The sequence below is a fragment of the Caulobacter sp. GW821-FHT10E02 genome, assembly GCF_059415225.1.
Map to the genome: position 1 here is coordinate 31,104 of NZ_JBWKMV010000002.1, position 17,901 is coordinate 49,004.

Here is a 17,901-nt window from a genome sequence, read left to right on the forward strand (position 1 = left end):
CCTCCGCTGTTCTCCATTCAAGTTCGTATTGAATCTGTACTGAGTCAAATGCAGAATGGCGCGATGAAGTGGGAAGAGCTCTCCGACCAGCCCTGCTCGGTCTCGCGCGCCCTGGCGGTGATCGGCGACCGCTGGACCCTGATGATCCTGCGTGACTGCTTCCTGGGCGTGCGGCGGTTCGAGGTTTTCCAGCGCCGGCTGGGCGTCTCGCGCACGATCGTCACCGACCGCCTGCGGGTGCTGGTCGACGAGGGCGTGCTGCGGCGGGTGGCGTATCAGGACAACCCGGTGCGGCATGAGTATCGGCTGACCGAGAAGGGCCTCGATCTCCACCCCGTGGTCATGGCCATCGCGCACTTTGGCGACAGCCACTATGCGGATGGGGCGGGGCCGCCGGTGCTGCGGCGGCACAAGGGCTGTGGGTGCGATTTCCACCCGGTGCAGGTGTGTTCCGAGTGCGGGGAGGCGGTGACCGCCCGGCAGGTCGAGGCGCGGGCGGGACCGGGGTTCCCGGAGCCCTAGGCCGCGCCGCCCAGGAACGCGGCCAGGCTGTGCGGGGCGTTGTCGTCCAGGCACAGCGCCAGGGTCGCGTGGGAGTCCTCCGCCGCTTTGCGGACGCGCGGGAACATCGCCGCCTCATAGGCCGCCAGCGCCGCCTCGACATCACCCGGATGCGCCACCAGCGCCAGGGCCAGCTCGGCTCCATCCAGCATGGCCATGTTCGCGCCCTCGCCGGCGGGCGGGGCCAGGTGGGCGGCGTCGCCCAGCAGGGTCACGCCGGGCGTGCGGGCCCAGCCGTGATCGTCGGGCAGGGTGTGCAGCGCGCGCGGGATCAGCGGGCCGTCGGTCTGGGTGATGAGGGCGGTCAGCTCTGGCGCCCAGCCTTCGAACTCGGCGGCGATCCGGGCCTTGGCGGCCACGTCTTCGCTGAAGTCGATCGCGTCGAACCATTCGAGCGGCCGGTTCAGAGCGACATAGGCGTGCAGCACCCCGCCGGGCTCGCGGTGGGCGAAGATGCCCTGCCCCGGCGCCATGGCGAACAGTCCGCCGCCGCCGGCCAGCCGGGCGGTCTCCGGGAAGCGCTTGTCGACGTCGTGCAGCCACGCCTCGACGAAGGTCGTGCCGATGTACTGCGGCTTCGCGTCCGACAGCAGCGGCCGGACCTTCGACCAGGCGCCGTCCGCGCCGACCAGCAGGTCGGTGGTCACGGTCTCGCCGTCGGTGAAGGTCAGCTGATGGCGGCCCTCGCCAAGCGAAACCACGCCGGCCAGCTTCTTGCCCCACCGCACCGTCCCGTCCGGCAGCGACTCCAGCAGGATGCGCCGCAGCTCGCCGCGCGGGACCTCGGGCCGGCCGCCCGTGCCATCGTCGGGCTGGTCCAGCAGCACCACGCCATGCTTGTCGAGCACCCGCGAGGCCTCGCCGCCCGCGTGGATCAGCGCCGTGAACGCCTCGAACAGCCCCGCCGCCTTCATCGCCAGCTGACCGTCGGTCTCGTGGATGTCGAGCATGCCGCCCTGGGTCCGCGCGCCGGCCGAGGCCTCGGCCTCGTAGACCGTCGCATCGATGCCGTGGACATAGAGGACACGCGCCAGGACCAGACCGCCCAGGCCCGCGCCGATGATCGTCACCATGGGACACCTTTCACATTGGAACGCCGTTCCATTTCGCACCTATTGGAACATCGTTCCAGACATGTCAAGAACACCCTCATGGCACCCCGGACCGAACGCCGCGCCGATGCGCTCTCCAAGGCAAAGATCGTCGAGGCCGCGATCGCGATCCTCGACGCCGACGGCGAGGCGGCCCTGACCTTCCGCGCGCTCGCCGCGAAACTCTCGACCGGGGCCGGCGCGATCTACTGGCACGTCGCCGACAAGAACGACCTATTGGCCGCCGCGGCCGACGACATCGTCACCCAGGTGATGGCCCAGACCCCCAGCGACGCCGAGCCGAAGGCCGCGATCCGCGCCATCGCGCTCAACGTGTTCGAGGCCGTCAACGCCCACCCCTGGGTCGGCGGTCAGTTCTTCCGCGATCCGGCCCGGCCGGCGGCGCTGCAGATCCTGGAAGGCGTCGGCAGCCGGCTGCACGCGCTGGGCGTGCCCGAGGCCGCGCAGTTCGACACCGCCACCGCCCTGGTCAGCTATATCCTGGGCGTCGCCGGCCAGAACGCCGCCAACGCCCGCCAGGCGCGCGAGAGCGGCCGCACCGACCGCTCGGCCTTTCTCGGCGGCATCGCCGACCAGTGGGCGGCGCTCGATCCCGACCAGCATCCGTTCGTGCGCCGGATGGCGGCCCAGCTGCGCGACCACGACGACCGCGCCCAGTTCCTGGCCGGCGTCGATCTGATCCTGGCTGGCGCGGCGACGCTGATCGGATAACGTATCTCCCAACAAGCGCCGGGGGCGCGGGGGAGTTCTCATGGATCGTCGTCAGTTTCTCGTGGGCGTCGCGCTGACGCCGCTCGCCGTCTCGCCTGCGTTCGCGGCTCCAGGCGCGAAAGACGCCGAGCTCAAGGCGCTGCTGGACCAGTTCTGGGAAGCCGACCTCGACGCCTCGCCCGAAACCGCCACCAGCCGGGGCCTGGACGTCGGGGCCCGCGCCGGCCAGCGCGCCCAGTTGAACGACGCCTCGCGCGCCGCCCGCACCGCCTGGGTCGCCCAGCGCAAGGACCGCGTCGCGGCCCTGGCCAAGATCGATCCGGCCCAGCTGTCGCAGGCCTCCAAGGTCGACCACGAGGTCACCACCTACACATACAAGCGCAGCGTCGAGGGCGGTGAAAAATTCACCTACGGCGAGGGCGCGGCGGGCTTCGGCTACGCGCCCTATTCGCCCTATGTGCTGAGCCAGCTGACCGGTCCCTACCAGTCGGTGCCGGACTTCATGGACTCGCGCCACCCGGTGAAGACCAAGGAGGACGCCGAAGCCTACCTGTCGCGCCTGGAGGCCTACGCCAAGGTCCTCGACGACAACACCGCGTCGTTCAAGCTGGACGCCGCCGCCGGCGTGCTGGCCCCAGACTTCGCCCTCGACGCGGGCCTGGCCCAGCTGAAGCGCCAGCGCGCGCCGAGCCCTGAGCAGACCAGCATCGTCCAATCGCTGGTCACCCGCGCCGCCAAGGCCGGCCTCGCCGGCGACTGGTCGGCCCGCGCCAGCGCCATCGTCGGCGGCAGGGTCCAGCCGGCCCTCGATCGCCAGATCGCCGCGCTGGAAGCCCTGCGCCCCAAGGCCACCGGCGACGCCGGGGCCTGGAAGCTGCCGATGGGTGAGGCGTTCTACGCCGGGGCCCTGGCCTTCCAGACCACCACCCGTCGCACGCCCGAGGAGGTCCACAAGCTGGGCCTGGAGCAGGTGGCCAGCCTGACCGCCCAGATCGACGTGCTGCTGAAGAAGCAGGGCCTGACCACCGGCACGGTCGCCGCGCGCCTGACCGCCCTGTCGGCCCGTCCCGACCAGCTCTACGCCAACACCGACGCCGGCCGCGCCACGCTGCTGGCCGACCTCAACGCCCAGACCAAGGCCATCCGCGCCCAGCTGCCGACCCAGTTCCGCACCCTGCCCGCCGCGCCGGTCGAGATCGTCCGCGTGCCGCCCGAGATCGAGGACGGCGCCCCGAACGGCTACGCCCAGCCGCCGTCGCTGGACGGCTCGCGCCCGGGCCGCTTCTACATCAACCTCAAGGACACCACCGAGTGGCCGAAGTTCAGCCTGCCGACCCTGACCTATCACGAGGCCCTGCCCGGCCACGTCTGGCAGGGCTCGATCGCGCTGGGCTCGCAGGAGATCCCGATGCTGCGTCGGGCCGGCATGGGCTTCGCCGCCTATAGCGAGGGCTGGGCGCTCTATTCCGAGCAGCTGGCCGCCGAGATGGGCGCCTACAAGGACGACCCGCTGGGCGAGATCGGCTTCCTGCAGTCGCTGCAGTTCCGCGCCGTGCGCCTGGTGGTCGACACCGGCATGCACCACAAGCGCTGGAGCCGCGCCCAGGCCACCGACTACATGGTCGACAACACCGGCATGCCGCGCTCGCGGGTGCAGCGTGAGATCGACCGCTACTGCATCTGGCCGGGCCAGGCGTGCAGCTACAAGATCGGCCACACCGAGTGGGAGCGCCTGCGCGACGTCGCCCGGGCCAAGGCGGGCGCCAAGTTCGACCCCAAGGCCTTCCACGACGTGCTGCTGCGCGGGGCCATGCCGCTGGTGGTGCTGGAGCAGGTGCTGAGCACCATGACTTTCACCGCCTGACCGCTCAATCTTGACGATCCCGCCGCCGCACCCACAGCTTGAGTGAACTCGGGCGGATGCGGCGGCGATTCATCCCGCCCGCGCGGACCCGGGACGGGAGAGAGACTTGGCCGATCCGCGCGACTTCCACACGCCCCAGGACCACTACACCAAGGCCGACCTGCTGAAGTCGGGCCTGGGCGGCTATTTCGGACCCGGCAACGCCCAGCTGCCCGCGCCGCCGATGCTGATGATGGACCGCATCGTCGAGATCAGCCTGGACGGCGGCGAGTTCGGCAAGGGCCACGTGGTCGCCGAGCTGGATATCACCCCCGACCTCTGGTTCTTCGACTGCCACTTCATCGGCGATCCGGTCATGCCGGGGTGCCTGGGGCTGGACGCCATGTGGCAGGTGATCGGCTACTGGCTGGGCTGGTCGGGCTCGCCCGGCAAGGGCCGCGCCCTGGGCGTCGGCGAGGTCAAGTTCCGGGGCGACGTCACGCCCAAGGCCAAGCTGGTCCGCTACGAGATCAGCCTGCGCCAGGTCCGCCGGGGCAAGCTGGCCCTGGGCCTGGCCAACGGCCGCATGTTCGTCGACGGCGAGTGCGTCTACACGGCCAACGACCTCAAGGTCGGGATGATCGCGTCGCGCGACTAGCGCAGCGGATAGACGCCCGCCGCGCCGATGCCGACGCGGTCGGGCGGCGTCTCCAGCATGCGAGTCAGGGTCTCGCCGCCCTGGCTGCGCATCTGGGCTTTCAGGGCGTCGGCGCCCGGCGCGCGGGGGTTGCGCTGCCAGGTGATCTGGCTGCTGGCCAGCAGCATGCCCAGCACCGCCAGGCTCTCGTAGGTGACCGTGCGATCGGCCGCCGACAGCGACTGCAAGTCGCCGACGCGCTGGCGCATCTGCTCGACCAGCGGCACGTAGTACTGATCCGGGAAGGGCTTGTTGTTATAGGCCATCCAGGCGCCGGCGACGGCGCTGGCCAAGCCCACGCCCAGGTCGCCCGACGGCAGGCCGAACTTGCGGATGACCTGCTCGTGGTAGGCGAAGGCTTGCCGATAGGCGGCCTGACCGACGGCGGTCTGGTCCTTGGGCAACCCGGCGGCCAGCTGCGAGACGCCCTGCCCGGTGACCTGAGCGCGCGGCGCGGCCCCGGCGGCGGCGGCCTTCTTGGCCTTCTGCTCAGCCTCATACTGGTCCCAGTGATGGATCGTCTTGTTCAGCCGCTCGTGCATCAGCTGGTTGCTGATGACGTTGATCGAGACGTTGGACGGGATCTCGTAGACGTTGACGAAGCCGTCCTGCGCCAAGGCGGGCGAGCCGCAGACGAAGAAGGCGATCGCCAGAACGGCCTGCCGGATACGCGCCAAGGTTCCCTCCACTCCGAATCCGCCCAGTCGGGCCGGCGCCAAGCTACAACCGCAAGTGTGGCAGCTCGACGACCGTCGGCCTACTTCAGCGGCAGGAACAGCTCGACCGTCACGTCGTGCACCTCGGCATTCGGGAAGAACGAGAGATGCCGCCGGCAATAGAGCGGGAAGTCGCGGGCCTCCTCGCCGCTGGCCGGCAGCCAATCGCGATAGAGATAGAGCGCCGGAGCCTCAAGATTGTGGGTGTTGTGGGCGACGCGCAGCACGGCGCAGCGGCCGCCGGGGATCACGCCGGCCTTCATGTCCGGGTCGTCGGGGGCGATCGGCTGGTCGGTGCCGACACAGATGTCCATGGCGTAGGCGGCGGGGTCCTGCGGCGTCCGCTCTGAGCGGAAGATGTTGAAGGTCGCGCTGGTCTGCGGCGACAGGCCGGCGGCCTTGCGCCAGGCGATGAAGCGCTCGATCGAGGCGGGAAGGGTCGCTCGGTCGCCGCGATGCTCCAGGATCGCCACCGGGGTCGGCGGCGCCTCAAGGATCGTGACGTCGGCGGGTTCGTAGATGATCTGCATCAGCTTGCTCCTGGCGGTGTTCAACGGCCCGAAGGCCGCAAGCCACGGCGCCCAGTCGGGCGATCTGCGGAACGATGACGGCGACTGCTTGAATCGCTTGCGAAAGGCCCGCGCGAAGGCGTCCGGCGCGTCATAGCCGGCCTCCATCGCGATCTGGGTGATGCTCTGGGCGTCGTTCGCGGCCAGCCGATGCGACGCGCGCTTCAGCCGGGCCAGCTGGACGTAGCGGTGCACGGACACCTCGAAGGTGGCCATGAACTGGCGGTGGAAATGGAACTTGGAGAAGGCCGCCACGCCGGCGAGCGCCTCCAGGTCCAGATCGCCGTCCAGATGCTGGTCGATATGGTCCAGCACCCGCTGCATCCGGGCGTTATAGGTTTCAAGCGCCGCCTTCATCGTTCCTCCGTGGCGGCCCCACTTAGGCGCTGACAGACAGGGCGCGCTCGACCGATCTTGCGGTTCGGCGGACCCGGCCTCCAAGCCCCCTCACCCCGACGTTGTGGTATAGTTCCACCGACTCTTCGAAGGGATCGGCCATGCGCTGCGAAATCTGCTCCGGAGAGGCCGTTCACGACTTTTCCAAGACCTTCGACGCGTTCGGCCTGGGGCGGGCGGACTACTGGCGCTGCGTCGACTGCGGCTTCGTGCTGTCGCGCACCCACGCCGAGCTGTCGCCCGAGGCCTTCGCCCGGATGAACGAGCTGTGCCACTCGACCTATCAGGGCCAGGAGGCGAACGCGCTGGATCCCCGCTGGAAGACCCGCCTGGCCGCCCAGGCGCAGGCCCTGGCGGACCTGGCGCGAGCGGGCCTGCTCCAGGCCGAGGGCCGCTGGCTCGACTTCGGTTGCGGCGACGGCAGCCTGTCGGCCCAGCTGAAGGCCGAGCACGGCCTGAACCTGCTCAAGCACGACGAATATATGGGCCAGGACGCGGACTATCTGACGGCCGCCGATCTGACGGACGGCGCCTTCGACATGGTCATCACCACCTCGGTGTTCGAGCACCTGACCCGGCGCGAACAGTGGGACCGGATCGAGGCCCTGGTCGCGCCGCGCGGGGCCCTGGCGATCCACACCCTGGTGGCCGAGCACGTGCCCAGCGATCCGACCTGGTTCTACCTGCAGCCGCCGCACAGCGCGTTCTTCTCGAACGCGGCCATGGACCGGCTCTTCCGCGACTGGGGCTACAGCTGCTCGATCTACAACGTCGCCGCCAGCCTGTGGGTGTGGTTCCGGGGCGATCCGGCCGTCGTGGCCTTGGGGATCGAGCGCCTGAACGCCCTGCGGCCGGACACGCCCTTCCTCTTCAAGGAAGGCTTCCTCGACTACTGGAAGAGCGAACCGCGCCGGAAGGACGAGGCCTGAAAAGCCCTGAGCCCAAAAAGCAAAGGCCCCGCGCCGTTGCCGACGCGGGGCCTTGAAAGCTTCGGTGGAAGACCGCCTTACGAGATCTTCTCGACCTGGGCGTATTCCAGCTCGACCGGGGTCGCGCGGCCGAAGATCGAGACGGTGACCCGCAGGCGGGCCTTTTCCTCGTCGACCTGCTCCACCGAGCCGTTGAAGCTGGCGAACGGGCCGTCGATGACGCGGACGTTCTCGCCGACTTCGTACAGGACGACGGTCTTGGGCTTCTCGACGCCTTCCTCGATCGCGCCGACGATGCGCTGGACTTCCTTTTCGGAGACCGGCATCGGCTTGGAGCCGCTGCCCAGGAAGCCCGTGACCTTCGGGGTGTTCTTGATCAGGTGGTAGGCTTCGTCCGAGAGGTTCATCTTCACCAGGACGTAGCCCGGGAAGAACTTGCGCTCGGCGTTGACCTTACGGCCACGACGGATCTCGACGACCTCTTCGGTCGGCACGAGGATTTCCGAGAAATTCTCTTCCAGGCCCTGGTTCTTGGCCTGCTCGCGGATGCTCTCGGCCACCTTCTTCTCGAAGTTCGAGTAGGCGTGGACGATGTACCACTTGTGGTTCGGGTTGGACGCGGTTTCGGTGCTCATCGTCTCTATCTTATCCCGCGGTCGCCAGCTTCAGAAGCTGGGTGATGACGAAGCCGAGGCCACCATCGACGGCCAGGAAGAACAACGACGCCAGAACCACCATGATGAAGACCATCACGGAGGTGATCCAGGTTTCCTTGCGGCTGGTCCACGTGATCTTGCGGGTTTCAGCGCGCACTTCACGGAAGAACTGCACCGGGCTGGTGCGCTTCTTGGGTGCGACAGGGGCGGCGGCGACAGCCGCGCCAGCCCCGGCGGGCGCCATCGCCGCGGCCGTCTTAGCGGCGCGGTTCTTGATCGCGGACGGGTTCGATCCCGGTTTCCTGGCCATGCGTTAGAGGCTCACGAACTTTCATAGCCGGGCCTGAAAGCGACCCGTCGAACACATATAGTGGCAGGAGTGGGGGGACTCGAACCCACGACTTTCGGTTTTGGAGACCGACGCTCTACCAGCTGAGCTACACTCCTGCAGACCGACCGCCCTTTCGGGCCGACGGACATCCGGAGACAGACAGCGCGCCGGGAGGCTTTTGAGCCTCGGCGCGCCGTGTTCTGTCGCCAGAGCCGCGCCATTTAGCAGGGTCGCGAACGGCGAGCAAGCGGCGCGCAAAGGATTGAGCGGCTTCGCGCGCCCGACAGGGGTTTTTGTCCCGGTCTGCGGGACTCCCGAGGACTTCCCGGAAGGATCGAAGACCCCGCGCACGCGTTGTTTCGCCATGCCCACGATCAGCAATCCATCCCCGTCGTCCGACCGCCCGTCGAATCGGGAGGTCGAGAACGAGAACCAGAAGTCCTCATCGCGCGAAGGCGAGCCCCCGCGCCCGGCGACCGAGCCTCACGGCGCGGCCGACAGCGTCCGCTCGCCGAAAACCCGGACCGATCCGGGCTCCGGCGAGAGCTGAGCGTCCAGCCCCCAGACGGGCCAGGGGCTTTCGGCGTGACCTAGCCGGCCTTGGCCTGCTTGGTCTTCTCGCTCTTGTCAGCCGAGGTGTCGCTGGCCGGCGTGGCGGTCGGACCGCACTGGATGCCCAGATAGGTGAACCTCACGTTCGTCAGCTCACGGCCGCACTGGGTGTTCTTGCCCATGTCGCTGCCGCGCAGCGACACCGCGACGCCCTTCGACAGGTCCGGCGCCGGGCTGGCGCTGCTGATGTCGTAGTAGCCGCCGCCACGTCCCTTCACGACCAGACAGTTGGTCTTCTCGACGGGCCGCACGCAGCCCGACACCGTGACAGGGGTCGCTTCCAGAACAACTTGATTGGCTTGCGCGAGTTTCGTCTTCGCGCCGCCGTCACTGCAACCAGCCAAACCAAACGCTAACAGACCGGCCGCCGCGGCGGCCTCTATGAACCTTACCCGCATACGTTCCTCCGTATCGTTGGCTCCGCGAACGAAGCAAAAGGAAGTCTGCGCCTCGTTTCGAATACCGGCAATCATATTTTTGACGCTTTCGAAAAAGCGGTTCGGCGTTTTGACGGTTTGGGAAAAAGATTGTCCTTAACCGGACGAGCCGCGCATGGGTTCGCGAAACTGAATCCCGCTCGGCGCAAACTGATGCCGCTGACAGATGACATCTCTTCTCATCTGAACATTTGTTTGCAAACCGAGACGCCGCTTTCTGCCCTTGGGCGAATACTGGGTCTGATCTTTCGACTCGCCGACACAGCGGCCCGCGCGCCCCACGCGGCGGCGAAGTTTTTCCGAAGACGGCTTTAGACAACCGGCGTTGACATCAAGACGGGCTTGCACACATGAGACAGGCGTCGCCTCAGGGCCGTGGCGACACCCGTTTATTCCAAGGATTTCAGAGCTCAGATGACGGCCACCGCCACTGCCGCAGCCCCCGTGAAGGAAGCCCCGTTCCACGTTGAAAAGGTGCTGTGGGTCAAACACTGGACCGACCGCCTGTTCAGCTTCGGCATCACCCGGCCGGCTAGCTTGCGCTTCCGCTCGGGCGAGTTCGTGATGATCGGCCTGCCCGCCCGCGAGGAGCTGGGCGAGAAGAAGCCGATCCTGCGCGCCTATTCGGTGGCCTCGCCGCACTTCGCCGAGGAGCTGGAGTTCTTCTCGATCAAGGTGCCGGACGGCCCTCTGACCTCGCGCCTGCAGCTGATCCAGCCGGGCGACGACATCCTGCTGGGCAAGAAGCCGACCGGCACCCTGGTGCTGGACGCCGTCCGCCCGGGCAAGCGCCTGTTCCTGTTCGGCACCGGCACGGGCTTGGCGCCGTGGCTGTCGGTGGCCCGCGACCCCGACGCCTATAGCCGCTTCGAGCGCGTGATCGTCGCCCACGGCGTGCGCGAGGTGCAGGAACTGGCCTATCGCGACCTGTTCACGTCCGAGATCCATGACGACCCGCTGGTCGGCGACGAGGCCAAGGCCCAGCTGACCTACTACCCGACCGTGACCCGCGAGCCGTTCGAGCGCCAGGGCCGCTTCACCGACCTGATCGAGAGCGGCAAGCTGTTCAGCGATCTGGGCCTGGAGCAGACCAAGTTCGATCCCGAGCACGACCGCGCCATGCTCTGCGGCTCGATGGCCATGATCAAGGACACGGCGGCGCTGCTGGAAGCCCACGGACTGAAGGAAGGCTCGAACGCCGATCCGGGCGACTTCGTGATCGAGCGGGCGTTCGTGGGGTAGTCCATAAAAACCGCTCATCCCCGCGAAAGCGGGGACCCAAGCGGTCTTGGACGATGATCAATGCCCAGCCCAACCTTGTGATTCAGCTTGGTTCCCCGCTTTCGCGGGGATGAGCGGTATATTGGGTTCTGGAAGCTAGTCGGGGCTGTGCGTGACCAACCTCAAGAACCTCACCGTCGAAGACGCCCGCGCTCGCATCCTCGACGCCGCCGCCCGCCTCGGCGTCGAAACCGTCTCGCTCGAAGCCAGCCTTGGCCGTGTCCTGGCCCAGACCGTCGCCGCGTCCCGTCCGCAGCCGCCGTTCGACGCCTCGGCGATGGATGGCTGGGCGATCCGCCGCGCGGACTACGCCCCCGGCAAGGCCTTCGCGATCGCCGGCGAGAGCGCGGCCGGCAAGGCCTATCCCGACACGGTCGAGGCCGACCAGGCGGTCCGCATCTTCACTGGCGCCCCCGTCCCGGCCGGCGCCGACCTGGTCGTCATCCAGGAAGAGGCCGTCCGCGACGGCGACACGGTCCGCTTCGAGGCCGGCGAGACCCCCAAATCCAACACCCGCGCGGCCGGCGGCGACTTCCAAGCCGGCGACGTCCTGCTGGAGCCCGGCGTCGTCATTGATCCCTGGCGCCTCAGCCTGGTCGCCTCGGCGGGCCTGGCGCAAGTCGCCGTCGCCCGCCGCCCGCGCGTGGCGATCCTGGCCACCGGCGACGAACTGGTCCCGCCCGGCGCCAGCCCCCGCCCGGACCAGATCTTCGAAAGCGGCTCGTTCAGCCTGGTCGCCCTGGTCCAGGCCTGGGGCGGCGAGGCCGTCCGCCTGACCGCGGCAGCCGACGACGCGGCCGCCATCACAGCGGCCGTGGAGCCCGTCGAGGCCGACCTGATCGTCACCATCGGCGGCGCCTCGGTCGGCGACCACGACCTGGTCAAGCCGGCGCTGAAGACCTTGGGCTTGGAACTTTCCCTCGAGACCGTGGCCCTGCGCCCCGGCAAGCCCACCTGGTCCGGACGCCTCGCGGATGGCCGCCGCGTGCTGGGCCTGCCCGGCAACCCCGCCTCGGCCCTGGTCTGCGCCGAGCTGTTCCTGCGTCCGCTGCTGGCGGCGCTGACGGGCAACGACGCCGAGGTTCGCCTCGTCCCCGCCCGTCTGGCCGAGTCCCTGCCCGCCACCGGCCCGCGCGAGCACTGGATGCGCGCGGCCCTGTCGATCGATCCCGAGGGGCGAACGGTCGCCCGCGCATTCCCCGATCAGGATTCCTCGCTGGTCGGCGTCTTCGCCCGGGCGGATGCTCTGCTACGACGACGGGCGGGTGCGCCCGCCGCCTCGACGAACGACGTCGTCGAAGTTCTGCCCCTGCGTCGCGGCTGAAACCGCGACGGCGGCAATTTAGCGTGCTAAGCCCGACCCGTTTCCCGGGTGCGGACCCGATCAGGCCAAGAGGTTCTTTCATGGGGCATGCAGGCAAGATCGCGACCCACGTCCTGCTGGCCGTCCTGGCCCTGCTGGTGGGCCGCTACCTCGTCATCGACATGCCCTTCACGCTCGATACGCTGGTGCAGGCCGGCTATTACGGCCTGGGCGCGCTGATCGTCGAGCTGCTGTTCCGCGTCGAGCGCGCGCCGTGGCGCTTCGTCTCCGCCAGCGACCACCTGCGCCTGTTCCGCTCGGCCGTGCTGACGGCGGCGACCTTCCTGGCCATCACCCGCTTCGTCCATCCGGGCATCGACGGCGGCCTGCGCATGGTCGCCGGCGCGGCCCTGATCCAGGCCACCTTCCTGTCGGCCCTGCGCGTCATCCGCCGCAGCCTTCACGAGCGCCAGCTGTTCGATTCGGTCCTGCGCCTGGGCCCGGCCTCGATGCAGCCCGCCCTGCCCCGCCTGCTGATCATCGGCTCGGCCAACGAGGCCGAGGCCTTCCTGCGCGCACCCGCAGGCCTGGGCGAACGCTACGCTCCGATCGGCGTGGTCTCGCCGCACGACCGCGAGATGGGCGACGAGCTGCGCGGCGTCTGCGTGCTGGGCTCGATCGCCGACTTCGACAGCGTCCTGGCCCGCCTGCGCGACAGCGGCCTGTCGCCGTCCGCCATCCTGTTCCTGACCGACAGCGCCATGAGCACCTTCGGCGCCGAGCGCCTGGGCCGGCTGAAGACCGAGGGCGTGCGTCTGCTGCGCCGCCACGGCGTGGTCGAGATGGGCGCCGACACCACGGCCGCCGCCTCGCTGCGCGAGATCAGCATCGAGGAGCTGCTCAGCCGTCCGCCCGTGCGCCTCGACCCCGAGCCCGTCCGCGCCCTGGTCTCGGGCCGCCGCGTGCTGGTCACCGGGGCCGGCGGCAGCATCGGCTCGGAGCTGTGCCGCCAGATCGCCGCCAGCGGCTGCGCCCACCTGACCATGGTCGACGCCTCGGAATACAACCTGTTCCACATCGACCGCGAGATGGCCCAGACCTGGCCCAGCATGCCGCGCCGCGAGCTCCTGTGCGACGTCCGCGACGCCGCCCGGGTCCAGCGCGTCTTCGCCGAGCAGCGTCCCGACATCATCTTCCACGCCGCCGCCCTCAAGCACGTCACCCTGGTCGAGAACCACCCCTGCGAGGGCGTGCGCACCAATGTGCTGGGCACCCGCAACGTCGCCATCGCCGCCAAGGCCTGCGGCGCGGCGCACCTGGCCTTGATCTCGACCGACAAGGCCGTGGCTCCGACCAGCGTGATGGGCGCGGCCAAGCGCGTGGCCGAGGCCGTGGCCCGCCAATACGGCGGCGGCGGCGACATGCGCGTCAGCATCGTCCGCTTCGGCAATGTGCTGGGCTCGGCCGGTTCGGTCGTGCCGATCTTCCAGAGCCAGATCGCCCGCGGCGGCCCGATCACCCTGACCGACGCCGCGGTCGAGCGCTACTTCATGACCATCCCCGAGGCCGTGCAGCTGGTGCTGCGCGCCGTGGCCCTGTCGCGCATCGCTTCGGAGCCCGACGCCGGCGTCCTGACCCTGGAGATGGGCGAGCCGGTCAAGATCATCGACCTGGCCCGCCGGATGATCGAGCTGCAGGGCCTGACGCCCGGCAAGGACATCGAGATCCAGATCACCGGCCTGCGTCCCGGCGAGAAGCTGACCGAGACCCTGGTCGACGTGAACGAGGTCGCCCGCCCCAAGGCCCCCGGCATCATGGAAGCCCTGCGCCTGGCCGACGCCCCGGTCATCGAGCCCGAGCGCCTGGAGGCCCTGGACGCCATGGCCGAGGACGGCGACGAGACCGCCGTCCGCGCCGCCCTGTTCGACCTGGTCGAGGACCTGCGCCAGGTGGGTCCGTCCAAGGTGGTGAAGATCCGGGCGTCGTGACGCCGGACGACGCCGGCATGGACTGGCGGTGCGTGTCGGTGCGAGACCCCGTGGTGTTGCGCTGGATTGACGGCGCGCCGCCATGGTTTCCTCGATCGACCGACGTCGAGGCTCGCGTGGTCTCGGTCCTGGGGGTCGAGAGCCAGGCGCCCATGGTGGTCCAGCTCGCGGCGCCCTCGGCGGTCGGCTTCGGCGACGATGCCGGCCTCCACCTGGCGCTCACCGACGATCAGATCGACTGGCCCAACGCCGGCGTCGTCCAAGTGAGGCGGTTCCAGTTTCCGGCCGACTCCCCCGCCTTGCACGAGGGAACCGCAGGAGATGCGGTCGAAGGCCTGTTGCACTACGCGCGCCTGCCCTTCGACTTGGCGACGGTCCATGCCGAAGCCGACACGGCCCGTGGCTCGCGATTGATCAACAGCCGCGAACTGGCGGAACTGGTCGACTATGCCAGCGAACGCGACAGCGCCGTCACCTTCGTCGAGACCTACGAACTGCAAGGCGTATTCCAGTACGCCCGCCCCGACCTCAGCCTCTATGGCCTCGATCCAGAGGATGAATTGCTGGCCCGCGCCGACCTCATCGCTGAAACCCGACGCCGGGTGATGGAGATGCTGGCCTTGGCCCAGGCGGAAGACAGCCGCTTTGGTTTCCAGGTCTGGGCGGGCTGACCAGCCGCGGCTGGAGCACGCGGGCAACGCTCACCCCAGCTTGAACTTCGGCGGCGGCAGGGTCAGGCGCGTATCGGCCACGGCTTCGCCCTTGAAGAACCGCACCAGCAGCGGCTGCACCTCGGGATGGGCCTCGAAGACGTTGTGGCCGGCGTTCTCGACGATCACCCGCGACTTGCGCTGGAACTGGGCCGCCACCTCGTCCTGCTCGGCCATCGGCGTGCGGCCGTCCAGCGTCCCGGCGACCAGCAAGGCGGGCTGAGGGATGCGGAACGACGCCCGGAAGGCCTCGCCCAGATCGACGCCCGGGATCGCGCCCAGCAGCTGCGGCATCGGGAAGTTCAGCGCCGAGCCCACCACGGCGGTCCTGGCCTCGCGCCGCACCACGGCCAGCTTGCGCGGCGAGATCCCGGACGCCAGGTCCATGGCCTCGGGCATGCCGCGGAAGCTCAGCAGGTCGGCCACGTCGCCCAGGAACGGGGCCAGCACCTCGGTCTCGCCGGCGTCCAGCGCCAGATAGAGGCCCGGCAGCATGGCCAGCGTATTGGGATTGGCGATCAGCCCGCCCGCCAGCATCTGGACGCCGAAGCCACCCATGCGGATCTCGCCCGGCGCGCCGTTCACCTTGACCTTGGTCACGGCCGGCTGCGCCTCCAGCCGGGCATGGACGCGGCGCATCAGGGCCGGCAGGTCGGGGATCGCCGCGCGGGCCGCCGGATCGGCGCCCATCAAGGCGTCCACCTGGCGCAGCAGGTCATCGACCCGCGCCGGCCGCTTCACCGTCTGGTCCTGCCCCTCCAGGCTGGACAGGGCCACGCGGCTGACCCTGTCGCCGTGCCGCTTGAGCACGCTGAGCGCCAGGTGCGAGCCGTAGCTGGTGCCCCAGAGACTGATCTTCTCCGCGCCCAGGTGGCGGCGCAGGTCGTCGATATCGTCGGCGTTCTGTTCGGTGTTGTAGCCGGTCATGGCCACGCCGGCCCTGGTCCAGTCGACCCAGGCCTCCTGGAATTCCGTGCGGAAGTAGGAGGTCAGCCCCGCCTCGGTGAACACCGGCGGCGGACGCTTCGAGGCCGGCCGCTCCGGGATCGAGGTGGACAGGCCCGTGCCCCGCTGGTCGAAGGCGATGACGTCGGCCACGGCACGCAGGGCCATGAAGATCGGGAAGCGCGGCCCGGTCGCCGCCCCGGTCCCCTCGCCGCCCGGACCACCGGCCAAATAGACGATCGGCGGACCTGGATTGGCCGCCGTCGAGGGGAACCGGACATAGCCCAGCCGGATCTTCCGCGCGCCGGGGATGCGGCGATCCTCGGGGACCTCGAAGAAGCCGCGCTCGGCATCGACCTCCTGGCCACGCCAGCCCTTGAAACGGAACGGGCCGGCCTGCGGCGGGGCCGGTACCGGCTTGAGGGCCTGGGCGAAGGCCAGGGTCGGGAGGGCGAGGCCGGCGGCGGCGAGCAGGGCGCGGCGATGAAACGAGGTGTGGGTCATGGCGACAGCTGAGCTGTCCCGATGGCCGCCCGCCACGCCGCTTCGGTCAATGGCGCCGTTTGATCGGTGAATGGCGGCGCGGTTCGGCCAGCGGCGCCCTACAGTGGCGCCATGTGGCGAACCCTGCTTCTCAGCCTGCTCCTGACATGCCTCTCGACCCTGGCCCGCGCCGCCGACCTGTCGTGGGAGGCCTGCCACGGCGCGATCGGTCCGGCCGGTCCCGTGCTGACCGACTGCCGGCCGGTCGCGGGGTTCGTCGATCCCCAGGGCCGAGAGCTGTGGATCCGCGCGCCCCTCGCCGCCCCGACCGACACCCGGCCGCGCGCGCTCTATGTGGCCGGCGTCGCCTCGTCCGAGGCCTGGATCAACGGCCAGCGCCTGGGCGTCAACGGCCGCCCTGGCCCCACGGCGCGCGACGAGGCGCCGGGTCGCTACCAGGCCGTCTTCCCGATCCGCGAGACGCTTTGGCGTCCCGGCGCGAACACCGTGGTGCTGCGCCTGTCGTCCTTCCACGGCGGCCTGCGGTTCGACGCCCCGATGAGCGCCATGCTGATCCTGCCCTATCCCTATCCGCAGCGCACCGCCCTGCTGGCCGGGACCTTCGTGGCGGCCGGGACCCTGCTGGCGGCGGCGTTCGGCTTCGGCGTCATCCACGCCATGCGCCGCACCGGCTCCAGCCTGATCCTGGCCGCCATGGCCGGGGTCGCGGCCCTTCAGGCCATCGTCGAGAGCCTGCGGACGCTGTTCGACTATCCCTATCCGTTGCACGCCTGGCGGATGAGCGCCATCTGGGTGCTGGCGGCCGCCTTCGCGATCCTCCTGGTCACCTATGTCACCAGTCGGTTCCTGCCCCGGGCGCGCGGCCTGATGATCGGCCTGGCCCTGGGCGTGGTCGGCGCCACGGTCCTGCTGCCCGGCTTCGACATCAAGACGGTCTGGGCGCTGATCCTGGGGGTTGGGCTGGCCGCCCTGCCGGCGGCGGCCGGGGTGCGGGCGCGTCTGCCCGGCGCGCGGCTGACCCTGGCCTATCTGGCGCTGTTCCTGGCCCTGGCGCTGGGCTTCCCCGAGTGGCTGGCCGACTTCTCCTACTTCCTGCTCGCCGCCATGCTGGTGCTGCCGCTGCTGATGGTCGAGGTGGTGCGGCTGGGTCGCGACGACCGGGGCCGCGAGGCCGCCCTGACCCGCGCCGCCAGCCAGCCCGACCGCCTGACGGTGGCCTCGGCGCGCGGCGTCGAGCTGGTCCCGATCGCCGAGATCCTGGCCGTGGTCGGGGCCGACGACTATGTCGAGCTGCGCTTGGCCGGCGGCCGCAGCCTGCTGCACGCCGCGCGCCTGGACGGACTGGCCAGCCAGCTGCCCCCGAGCTTCCTGCGCGTCCACCGCTCGGTGATCGCCAACCTGGCCCAGGTCCAGCGGCTGGAGCGCGACGGCGACCGCTGGCGTCTGCACCTGCGAGAAGGCGCGCCCCTGCCCGTCAGCCGCTCGCGCCAGCCCGCCCTGCGAGAGGCCCTGGACGCGCCGCCCGCGGCGGCGACTGCGACGATCTAGCCGACGACGGACGATCGACTTCGGTATCGCGTCCGGAAGACGACCTGCTAAA

The 17,901-nt window shown here is 69.7% G+C and carries 17 protein-coding genes and 1 tRNA gene; 10 read left to right on the top strand and 8 right to left on the bottom strand.

The features are described 5' to 3' along the window. Window positions 1–63 precede the first annotated feature (63 nt). Entirely contained in the window at window positions 64–522 is a 459-nt protein-coding gene (locus AC07NI_RS09800) for a winged helix-turn-helix transcriptional regulator (RefSeq protein WP_494618427.1), read from the top strand. On the opposite strand, the gene AC07NI_RS09805 is transcribed toward AC07NI_RS09800, so the two are convergent. Next, window positions 519–1,634, bottom strand: a complete 1,116-nt coding sequence (locus AC07NI_RS09805) for an FAD-dependent oxidoreductase (protein ID WP_494618432.1) — start codon at window positions 1,632–1,634, stop codon at window positions 519–521. The two genes, AC07NI_RS09800 and AC07NI_RS09805, sit on opposite strands and share 4 nt — an antisense overlap. Window positions 1,635–1,712: 78 nt before the next feature. Here AC07NI_RS09805 and AC07NI_RS09810 point away from each other — a divergent pair, with 78 nt between their 5' ends. The 3 genes from AC07NI_RS09810 to fabA all read left to right on the top strand — a co-directional run bounded on the left by AC07NI_RS09810 (window position 1,713) and on the right by fabA (window position 4,885). Further along, entirely contained in the window at window positions 1,713–2,384 is a 672-nt protein-coding gene (locus AC07NI_RS09810; protein ID WP_494618436.1) for a TetR/AcrR family transcriptional regulator, read from the top strand. Between the two features lie 40 nt (window positions 2,385–2,424). Further along, a complete protein-coding gene (locus AC07NI_RS09815; protein WP_494618438.1) occupies window positions 2,425–4,248 on the top strand; it encodes a DUF885 domain-containing protein in 1,824 nt (607 codons plus the stop codon). Between the two features lie 106 nt (window positions 4,249–4,354). Next, window positions 4,355–4,885, top strand: a complete 531-nt coding sequence (gene fabA / locus AC07NI_RS09820) for a bifunctional 3-hydroxydecanoyl-ACP dehydratase/trans-2-decenoyl-ACP isomerase (protein WP_494618440.1) — start codon at window positions 4,355–4,357, stop codon at window positions 4,883–4,885. Here the strand turns inward: fabA and AC07NI_RS09825 are convergent. Both AC07NI_RS09825 and AC07NI_RS09830 read right to left on the bottom strand, forming a co-directional pair. Beyond that, a complete protein-coding gene (locus tag AC07NI_RS09825) occupies window positions 4,882–5,601 on the bottom strand; it encodes a DUF6683 family protein (RefSeq protein ID WP_494618442.1) in 720 nt (239 codons plus the stop codon). The genes fabA and AC07NI_RS09825 overlap by 4 nt on opposite strands. An 80-nt stretch (window positions 5,602–5,681) precedes the next feature. Then, complete coding sequence (locus tag AC07NI_RS09830) at window positions 5,682–6,566, bottom strand: AraC family transcriptional regulator (RefSeq protein ID WP_494618444.1); 885 nt, start codon at window positions 6,564–6,566, stop codon at window positions 5,682–5,684. A gap of 140 nt (window positions 6,567–6,706) precedes the next feature. On the opposite strand from AC07NI_RS09830, the gene AC07NI_RS09835 reads away from it, so the two are divergent. After that, complete coding sequence (locus tag AC07NI_RS09835; RefSeq protein WP_494618446.1) at window positions 6,707–7,534, top strand: class I SAM-dependent methyltransferase; 828 nt, start codon at window positions 6,707–6,709, stop codon at window positions 7,532–7,534. A gap of 77 nt (window positions 7,535–7,611) precedes the next feature. On the opposite strand, the gene nusG is transcribed toward AC07NI_RS09835, so the two are convergent. The 4 genes from nusG to AC07NI_RS09855 form a co-directional block, all read right to left on the bottom strand. Then, complete coding sequence (gene nusG, locus AC07NI_RS09840; protein WP_099581184.1) at window positions 7,612–8,169, bottom strand: transcription termination/antitermination protein NusG; 558 nt, start codon at window positions 8,167–8,169, stop codon at window positions 7,612–7,614. A gap of 10 nt (window positions 8,170–8,179) precedes the next feature. Continuing rightward, a complete protein-coding gene (gene secE / locus AC07NI_RS09845; protein ID WP_494618449.1) occupies window positions 8,180–8,500 on the bottom strand; it encodes a preprotein translocase subunit SecE in 321 nt (106 codons plus the stop codon). 61 nt (window positions 8,501–8,561) lie between these two features. After that, window positions 8,562–8,637: transfer RNA gene (locus tag AC07NI_RS09850), tRNA-Trp, on the bottom strand. A 474-nt stretch (window positions 8,638–9,111) separates the two neighbouring features. Next, window positions 9,112–9,531 carry a hypothetical protein gene (locus AC07NI_RS09855; protein ID WP_494618450.1) on the bottom strand — a complete coding sequence of 140 codons (420 nt, stop codon included), beginning with the start codon at window positions 9,529–9,531 and terminating at the stop codon, window positions 9,112–9,114. A gap of 453 nt (window positions 9,532–9,984) precedes the next feature. On the opposite strand from AC07NI_RS09855, the gene AC07NI_RS09860 reads away from it, so the two are divergent. The 4 genes from AC07NI_RS09860 to AC07NI_RS09875 all read left to right on the top strand — a co-directional run bounded on the left by AC07NI_RS09860 (window position 9,985) and on the right by AC07NI_RS09875 (window position 14,813). Beyond that, a complete protein-coding gene (locus AC07NI_RS09860; protein WP_494618451.1) occupies window positions 9,985–10,812 on the top strand; it encodes a ferredoxin--NADP reductase in 828 nt (275 codons plus the stop codon). Window positions 10,813–10,963: 151 nt separating this feature from the next. Next, window positions 10,964–12,175 (top strand): molybdopterin molybdotransferase MoeA, encoded by a 1,212-nt coding sequence (locus AC07NI_RS09865; protein ID WP_494618453.1) that lies wholly within the window; start codon window positions 10,964–10,966, stop codon window positions 12,173–12,175. 80 nt (window positions 12,176–12,255) lie between these two features. Then, window positions 12,256–14,142: a polysaccharide biosynthesis protein gene (locus AC07NI_RS09870; protein WP_494618454.1), complete on the top strand. Its 1,887-nt coding sequence runs from the start codon at window positions 12,256–12,258 to the stop codon at window positions 14,140–14,142. Next, complete coding sequence (locus AC07NI_RS09875) at window positions 14,139–14,813, top strand: hypothetical protein (protein ID WP_494618456.1); 675 nt, start codon at window positions 14,139–14,141, stop codon at window positions 14,811–14,813. Before AC07NI_RS09870 ends, AC07NI_RS09875 begins: the two co-directional genes overlap by 4 nt. Before the next feature lie 30 nt (window positions 14,814–14,843). Here AC07NI_RS09875 and AC07NI_RS09880 read toward each other — a convergent pair whose 3' ends face one another. Beyond that, window positions 14,844–16,301, bottom strand: coding sequence for an alpha/beta hydrolase (locus tag AC07NI_RS09880; protein ID WP_494618458.1), 1,458 nt, complete (start codon window positions 16,299–16,301; stop codon window positions 14,844–14,846). A 111-nt stretch (window positions 16,302–16,412) separates the two neighbouring features. On the opposite strand from AC07NI_RS09880, the gene AC07NI_RS09885 reads away from it, so the two are divergent. Beyond that, window positions 16,413–17,849, top strand: coding sequence for a LytR/AlgR family response regulator transcription factor (locus AC07NI_RS09885; protein WP_494618460.1), 1,437 nt, complete (start codon window positions 16,413–16,415; stop codon window positions 17,847–17,849). Window positions 17,850–17,901 lie beyond the last annotated feature (52 nt).